General features: G+C 32.3%; 8 protein-coding genes and 8 tRNA genes. All 16 read left to right on the top strand.

Annotation, left to right across the window (positions count from 1 at the left end; translation table 11 throughout):
• Window positions 1-2 precede the first annotated feature (2 nt).
• The 16 genes from rsmG (at window position 3) to AC2LE6_RS07990 (ending at window position 7,012) form a co-directional block, all read left to right on the top strand.
• Window positions 3-689 carry a 16S rRNA (guanine(527)-N(7))-methyltransferase RsmG gene (gene rsmG / locus AC2LE6_RS08065; RefSeq protein WP_484478746.1) on the top strand — a complete coding sequence of 229 codons (687 nt, stop codon included), beginning with the start codon at window positions 3-5 and terminating at the stop codon, window positions 687-689.
• Between the two features lie 11 nt (window positions 690-700).
• The gene (locus tag AC2LE6_RS08060) at window positions 701-1,894 is read left to right on the top strand and encodes a hypothetical protein (protein WP_484478745.1); all 1,194 of its coding nucleotides are present in this window, start codon (window positions 701-703) and stop codon (window positions 1,892-1,894) included.
• 1 nt (window position 1,895) lies between these two features.
• Window positions 1,896-3,080, top strand: coding sequence for a hypothetical protein (locus AC2LE6_RS08055; protein ID WP_484478744.1), 1,185 nt, complete (start codon window positions 1,896-1,898; stop codon window positions 3,078-3,080).
• A gap of 122 nt (window positions 3,081-3,202) precedes the next feature.
• Window positions 3,203-3,982, top strand: a complete 780-nt coding sequence (locus AC2LE6_RS08050; RefSeq protein WP_484478743.1) for a ParA family protein — start codon at window positions 3,203-3,205, stop codon at window positions 3,980-3,982.
• Window positions 3,969-4,805, top strand: coding sequence for a ParB/RepB/Spo0J family partition protein (locus AC2LE6_RS08045; protein ID WP_484478742.1), 837 nt, complete (start codon window positions 3,969-3,971; stop codon window positions 4,803-4,805). Before AC2LE6_RS08050 ends, AC2LE6_RS08045 begins: the two co-directional genes overlap by 14 nt.
• A 3-nt stretch (window positions 4,806-4,808) precedes the next feature.
• Complete coding sequence (locus tag AC2LE6_RS08040; protein ID WP_484478741.1) at window positions 4,809-5,642, top strand: mechanosensitive ion channel family protein; 834 nt, start codon at window positions 4,809-4,811, stop codon at window positions 5,640-5,642.
• Window positions 5,635-5,817: a DUF951 domain-containing protein gene (locus tag AC2LE6_RS08035; protein ID WP_484478740.1), complete on the top strand. Its 183-nt coding sequence runs from the start codon at window positions 5,635-5,637 to the stop codon at window positions 5,815-5,817. The genes AC2LE6_RS08040 and AC2LE6_RS08035 overlap by 8 nt, the downstream gene beginning before the upstream one ends.
• Before the next feature lie 42 nt (window positions 5,818-5,859).
• Window positions 5,860-6,144 carry a nucleotide pyrophosphohydrolase gene (locus AC2LE6_RS08030; protein ID WP_484478739.1) on the top strand — a complete coding sequence of 95 codons (285 nt, stop codon included), beginning with the start codon at window positions 5,860-5,862 and terminating at the stop codon, window positions 6,142-6,144.
• A 49-nt stretch (window positions 6,145-6,193) separates the two neighbouring features.
• A tRNA-Tyr gene (locus AC2LE6_RS08025) sits at window positions 6,194-6,277 on the top strand.
• 5 nt (window positions 6,278-6,282) lie between these two features.
• Window positions 6,283-6,357, top strand: a tRNA-Gln gene (locus AC2LE6_RS08020).
• Window positions 6,358-6,459: 102 nt separating this feature from the next.
• A tRNA-Ile gene (locus tag AC2LE6_RS08015) sits at window positions 6,460-6,536 on the top strand.
• Window positions 6,537-6,573: 37 nt separating this feature from the next.
• A tRNA-Ala gene (locus AC2LE6_RS08010) sits at window positions 6,574-6,649 on the top strand.
• Between the two features lie 3 nt (window positions 6,650-6,652).
• A tRNA-Val gene (locus tag AC2LE6_RS08005) sits at window positions 6,653-6,728 on the top strand.
• Between the two features lie 6 nt (window positions 6,729-6,734).
• Window positions 6,735-6,810 (top strand) — tRNA-Thr (locus AC2LE6_RS08000).
• A gap of 34 nt (window positions 6,811-6,844) precedes the next feature.
• A tRNA-Lys gene (locus tag AC2LE6_RS07995) sits at window positions 6,845-6,920 on the top strand.
• 5 nt (window positions 6,921-6,925) lie between these two features.
• A tRNA-Leu gene (locus AC2LE6_RS07990) sits at window positions 6,926-7,012 on the top strand.
• Window position 7,013 lies beyond the last annotated feature (1 nt).

Genomic DNA, 7,013 nt, shown 5'->3' with positions numbered 1-7,013 from the left:
ATATGAACTATAACTTCGAAGAGAGTGTTTCAAACTTAGGAATAACACTCAACAATAAGCAAAAACAGCAATTTGAGATTTATTATGAAACTCTAGTAGAGTGGAATAGCAAAATGAATTTAACTGCTATCACAGAGAAGAACGATGTATATAAAAAGCATTTCTTTGATAGCTTATGTTTGATAAAAGCAACAAATGTAACAACAGAATCTTTATTGGATGTTGTTAGTGGAGCAGGATTTCCATCTATTCCGCTTAAGATTATTTATCCGGAACTAAAAATAACAATTATAGACGCACTAAAAAAGAGAATCACATTTTTAGAGGAACTTGTCAGTAAACTAGATATTGAAGCAGAACTGATACATGGACGTGCTGAAGAATACAAGAGAAAGCATTGTTTCGATTTGGTTACAGCTAGAGCTGTTGCAAATCTTAATATGCTTAGTGAATTATGCATTCCCTTTGTAAAGGTTGGAGGATCATTTATTGCAATGAAGGGTCCAAAGCTTAAAGAGGAGTTACAATCAAGTGAAACAGCTATTAAAACGCTTGGGGGAGAGATAAGTAAACAAGTTGAATATCAAGTTGATGAAGACAATAGAAGTATCGTTGTTATCAAAAAGAAGTTTAAAACATCTCCAAAATATCCAAGAAGATTTAACCAGATAAAAGCGAATCCATTATAGAAGGTGATCCTATGGAACGACAAGAGAACAAGTACAAATATGGACAGTTAGAGCAATATAAAGAAGTCCTTGAAATTGGACACATCAAACGAAAAATGTTGGTAGTAAATATCATCATCATTTTGTTGTCTGGTGTGCTTTTATATTTTGCCATTGGACAGAATATAGATGGTTCACTCGTATATCCATCACTTCTAATTCTAGGTATTATTATTATAATCAATACAGGGTTCCATCAGTTAAAAAAAGACTTATACAGTAATTTAAAATTAGCGATGTATACTACGGTAATCGGATTATACGTTACAGCAAATCTACTTGTGTTTAACTTCTTAACACCAAGTGTATTTACTGTTTTGTTCTTAACATATGCAGTAGTTGCAATTTACCAAGACATTAAAGCAATGATATTAAGTAGTTCACTACTATTTATATCTGGGTTCCTATTAGTATCAAGACACCCACAAATATTTTCAACTACACAAAATGGAAACCCTCAAATTGAATATGTTCAATCGTTCTTACTGATTTTTGTTTTGTTGTTGACACTTTCTTCATACATACTGATTAAAAGAAAAACATTCTTCTATAATCAGCTTGCTAGTATCAGAGAATCAGAGTTAAGAAACATTGAATTAATGGAAGAAGTTGCCTTAGTTAAAACGAAGACAAAAAAAGATTTATCAGCTTACTACAATTCGATTGAAGACTTTAACAAAGCCCTCTCTAAAAAAATAGGGGTTCCTGATTTATTAGGTAGGAAAGTTAAAATACTTAAAGATTTAAGAACACAAACAGTTCTTGAGTTATCACAAAAATATAAGGATTACACATTAGATGAATTAAAAGAATTAGAAGTACTGCAGTTTGATGTTCATAAAAAAATGCAACAACTATCAATCAAAGCTTCTAAGTCGTTAGATATCAATGTTACCAAAAAAGAAATCTTCTCTGAATCACAGTTTAAGTCTTTTAAACATATTGGTGATTCAAAGTACACACAAATAATTTCATTTGTTGTATTCTATACATTATTAAAAATTGATAAACCATATCTTAAGAAATTGGATGAAACATTGATTAAAGATATGTTATACAACTCTGAATTTTACTATCGCGTTGATCAAGATGTCATTGATGTTTATTTAAATAATAGTGAAGTATTCGATACTATTGTCAATGATTACTTGAAAGGAGGATGGTAACATGAGGACTCTGATTAGAACTATAAGAAATAGTGAATTTTTAACATTTAATGAAGTATTAAAACTTAAAGTATTAATCATTAATTTATTCTTAATGGTCTTTGTATTACTAAGTATTCCTTTGGATACTGTAGACGAATTTGGATGGAGTATAAATATCATTATTCCAATCGTATTTTTCGGGTCTGTAATCGTTACATTCTTGCTATCATTGGTGAATTTTAACCGTGTAGCAATGCATCTTAGTATCATTACAGTAATGGGCTTAACATACTATTACATTACTGGTACAGATTACTTATTCACATACATATTATTCTTTGTTTCATTAACGGTAATTATCTTCTACCAGGATATGATTACGTACTTGTTATACGGAGGAGTATTAACCTTATATGGACTGTTTTACATTAGTACAAATGGTGAAGAACTAGTAGGGTTCTTTAGCAACACTTCAATCGAAGTGTCATCATTAACGTATCAAGTAATATTTATTGGGTTCTACTTTGTATTCTTAATACAATTTTTAATATCAGATAACATTTATGAAAAACTTAACAATGAATACGTTAGAATGAGTAAAACATTAGAACGTTACCAAGATTTTAGTCATTCACATTTGGTTGAATTTATTGATAAAATGGATGCAAGTCCAGTGTATAAGAACAAGAATTTCCAACAAGCTGTAAACGAGTTAGCTGTTTTCGTAAATGAATTCTTTGAAGAAGAAGGAACAGAGATAACAGAAGTCGTTGAGTTTTACTTCTTTATACATGACGCAGATATTGATGATGTTATAAAAGATGAGGATATATCTTCAATAGCCAGAAAATATGCTAGCGAGTTAAGAAAATACATATTAAATAAAAGAACTGAGCTCGTCTCTATATTGTTTGACTTTGCCACTTTATTTAAGGGCGAAGATGAATATGAAGAGAAACGATATGTTTATAATATTGATAAGTTATTTAAAAACCGTCTAGACAAAATACTCGCACTTGTAATACTATATAAATACTTGAAGACAGAAATTACACAATATGATCGTTTTGGACATATAAACAGAGTGTTAACTCATGATGAGATAACAATTATGTTTACATCTAAAGAATTTAGAGAATTTATATCTTTCGAACAAGTAAACTTTTATATAGACAATCAGGAAATATTCGAGAAATATTTATAAGAGGTTATCCACAGATTCTGTGGATAACTTTTAATGAGGCTTTGTATAAAAATGAATAAAAATATGATAAAATAAATAATACTCTTTTTTATATATGAAAGAGGCGTAAAGGTGATGAAATTATGGGGAAGATTTTAGCAATAACAAACCAAAAAGGTGGAGTGGGGAAAACAACAACTAGCGTTAACTTAGCTAGTTCTTTATCGTACTTAGGGAAAAAAGTATTACTTGTTGATGTAGATCATCAGGCAAACGCAACGACCTATATGGGTATAAACAGAGCCAATCTAAAGTATACTATCGCAGATATTTTTCAAGAAAAAGCGGATATTAGAGACATTATTCAATCTGTTGAAAGTGTAAATGTTGACATTATACCTGCAAGATATGAACTAGGGAACATTGAAAGTTCTTTAATTGATCATGATAACAAGGACTTCATCTTGTCTAACGCTTTAGAGCAAGTGAAAAAGGATTATGATTATGTAATTATTGATTGTCCTCCGTCATTAGGAGTTGTTACAATTAATGCACTAATGGCATCTGATAGTGTTATTATTCCAGTACAATGTGAGTTTTTAGCACTAGATGGTTTAACACAATTACTGAATACAATTAGAATGATTCAAACAAAACAAAAATATAATAAAAAAACTCTTACAATTGAAGGAGTTCTATTAACAATGCTTGATACTAGAAGTAACATTGGGTATGAAGTTATAAACGAAGTGAAAACATATTTCAAAGAAAAAGTATTCAAAACAGTTATTCCAAGAAATGTAAAAGTATCTGTTGCTCCTAGTTATGGACTACCAGTTACAGAGTTTTCACCAAGATCGAAAGGATCTCTAAGCTATCAAAATTTAGCAAGAGAAATGGTCGAGATAAATGAAAGAGCGTAAATTAGGAAGAGGATTATCTGAGTTACTAAGTGAAAACAAATTAGATATTAGCACAGAAGAAAAAGTAATAGAAGTTGATATCGATTCGATACTACCAAACCCAGAGCAACCTCGTGCAGATTTTAATTCAGACGCATTGTTTGAGTTAAGTGAATCAATTAAGCAACATGGTATCTTGCAACCTGTTATCGTAAAACCTTCTGGACAAAACTATGTATTAATAGCTGGAGAGAGAAGACTTAGAGCAGCTAAAATGGCTGGTTTAGAGACTATTCCGACACTGATTAGAGAATATAACTCTATATACTTAGCAGAATTAGCAATACTAGAAAATCTTCAAAGAGAAGATTTAAATACAATTGAAGAAGCAATTGCCTTAAATAAATTAATGGTTCAGTTCCAGTTAACACACGAAGAACTTGGTACTAAAATTGGTAAGTCAAGATCATACATTACAAACTCATTAGGGTTACTTCAATTACCTGAAGAGGTATTATCTTCAGTTGTAAATGGAATCATTACACCTGGGCACGCACGTGCGTTAAGTAAAATAAAGGATGAGGATGTTTGTTTAAAACTTCTTGATAAAGTAATAGATAATGAGTTAAACGTTAGAGAATTAGAAAATCTGATTAGAGAAATGAAACCAAAAAAAGTGGAAGCAATATCTCAAGAGATGATTACGAAAACCAAATCAGAAATCAAACATATATTTAATAATGATTATAATGTTAAAGTGTCAAAAAAGAATATTTCATTCAATTTCAAAAATGAAGATGAATTAAATAAAATTATGATGCTTTTAAAGAAATTGAGAGGTTAACATATGAGCTTAAAAACAGAAATGAATGACATATTAACTGATTTAGGACTAAACTCAGTTATATCAGAAGTTATTGTTACTGTTGCATCTGTATTAATATGGATCATTGTAGGAATTATCCTTATTGCATTGGTTAAAAGAGCAACGTATAAATTATTTAAGTTAAATGAAAGAAGTGATAGAGCATTAACAATTGGTAAATTGTTAAATAGTATCTTCAGATATTTTATATGGTTTATCATTGGAATAGTAATTCTTGGAGAGTTAAACATTGATGTTACTCCGTTTATCGCATCTGCGGGTGTCATCGGATTAGCAATTGGGTTTGGAGCTCAAGAAATAGTTAAAGATTTTATATCTGGATTCTTTATTATATTTGAAGGTTCATTTGATGTGAATGATGTTGTAGAGATTCATGGATTCAAAGGGAATGTTATTTCACTTGGATTAAGAACTACAACTATTAAAAACTGGAAAGGTGAAGTTAAAACTGTGAACAACGGTGATATCAGAAGCCTGATTAACTTTTCAAAAGATAATAGTGTAGCAATTATCGAGTTTGGTGTAGCGTATGACACAGATCTTGGAAAGTTAAAAGAATTAATGGCGACTTTCGTTGAAGAGATCGGTACTAAATTCCCAGGTATGGTTGAAGCTCCTAATTTCTTAGGTGTGAATGAATTAGCAGATAGTAGTATTAACTGTTTAATGATTGCGAAAACAAATCCTCAAGAACATTATTCTGTGCAAAGAGAAATTAAACAAGCAGTCGTTACGTATTTAAATAATAATAATATAGAAATACCATTCCCACATATGGTTATTGTAAATGACTAACTTAAAACTAGGAGATGTTTTGATTCTTAAAAAGGGACATCCGTGTGGAGAGAATCGTTGGGAAGTAATTAGAGTTGGTTCAGATGTTAAATTAAAGTGTTTAGGTTGTGAAAGAGTCGTAATGATTGATAGACCTACACTGATTAAGAGAATTAAGAAGATAAATGGGAATTAGATTCCCATTTATAGCGTAAAATATCCTTTAGGAGTGGTTTTTATGGATAAGATAGTACAAAGTATTATAGACTTTAGAAACGAAAGAGGTTGGGAAATTAATGATAAACCTGAGAACCTTGCAAAATCGATTATAATTGAAGCTGCAGAGTTGTTAGAAAATTATCAATGGGGTCCGGAACATGCTGATTTAGAGAATGTAAAAGAAGAGTTGGCAGATGTTATAATTTACTCAATTGCAATGGCGTATGATTTAGGGTTTGATATTGAAAAAATCATTCAAGAAAAACTAGTTAAAAATGCAGTGAAATATCCAGTAAAAAAATAACTTGCTTTTTACAATTCATTAGTATAGAATAATATTTGCACGTTTTCGTGGGCGGGTAGCGAAGTGGTTAAACGCGACAGACTGTAACTCTGTTCCCTAGGGTTCGGCGGTTCAAATCCGTCCCCTCCCACCATTTATTGGGCTATGGCCAAGTGGTTAAGGCACCGGACTTTGACTCCGATATCGAAGGTTCGAATCCTTCTAGCCCAGCCATATAAACATTTAACTCATAAACTTTACAAAAATAAACTAAAATATGTTGACAACATTACGTTTAGATAGTAGAATAATTAACGCACTATTGTTTTTAGATTGGGGCCTATAGCTCAGTTGGTTAGAGCGCACGCCTGATAAGCGTGAGGTCGATGGTTCAAATCCATTTAGGCCCACCATTTTAAAATTTTAAACCCATTATATACCCAAACATATGGGGCCTTAGCTCAGCTGGGAGAGCGCCTGCCTTGCACGCAGGAGGTCAGCGGTTCGATCCCGCTAGGCTCCACCATATGGAGGATTAGCTCAGTTGGGAGAGCACTTGCCTTACAAGCAAGGGGTCACTGGTTCGAGCCCAGTATTCTCCACCATTTATTGCCGGAATAGCTCAGCAGGTAGAGCAACTGACTTGTAATCAGTAGGTCTCGGGTTCAATTCCTGATTCCGGCACCATTATTATTTTTCAACAAACGAATACCAAGTTTTAGACCCGCTAGCTCAGTTGGTAGAGCATCTGACTTTTAATCAGAGGGTCAGAGGTTCGAATCCTCTGCGGGTCACCATTTATGCCTGGGTGGCGGAATTGGTAGACGCGTTGGACTTAAAATCCAATGTCAGCAATGACGTGCCGGTTCGACTCCGGCCCTAGGTACCAT

Source organism: Candidatus Izemoplasma sp., assembly GCF_982632705.1.
Note: the sequence above shows the minus strand (reverse complement) of the source record. Positions and strands in the feature narration are given on the sequence as shown.

Bases quoted from the DNA above. Each gene is read 5' to 3' on its own strand.
- rsmG (WP_484478746.1), top strand. From the start codon at position 3: ATGAACTATAACTTCGAAGAGAGTGTTTCAAACTTAGGAATAACACTC.
- AC2LE6_RS08060 (WP_484478745.1), top strand. From the start codon at position 701: ATGGAACGACAAGAGAACAAGTACAAATATGGACAGTTAGAGCAATAT.
- AC2LE6_RS08055 (WP_484478744.1), top strand. From the start codon at position 1,896: ATGAGGACTCTGATTAGAACTATAAGAAATAGTGAATTTTTAACATTT.
- AC2LE6_RS08050 (WP_484478743.1), top strand. From the start codon at position 3,203: ATGGGGAAGATTTTAGCAATAACAAACCAAAAAGGTGGAGTGGGGAAA.
- AC2LE6_RS08045 (WP_484478742.1), top strand. From the start codon at position 3,969: ATGAAAGAGCGTAAATTAGGAAGAGGATTATCTGAGTTACTAAGTGAA.
- AC2LE6_RS08040 (WP_484478741.1), top strand. From the start codon at position 4,809: ATGAGCTTAAAAACAGAAATGAATGACATATTAACTGATTTAGGACTA.
- AC2LE6_RS08035 (WP_484478740.1), top strand. From the start codon at position 5,635: ATGACTAACTTAAAACTAGGAGATGTTTTGATTCTTAAAAAGGGACAT.
- AC2LE6_RS08030 (WP_484478739.1), top strand. From the start codon at position 5,860: ATGGATAAGATAGTACAAAGTATTATAGACTTTAGAAACGAAAGAGGT.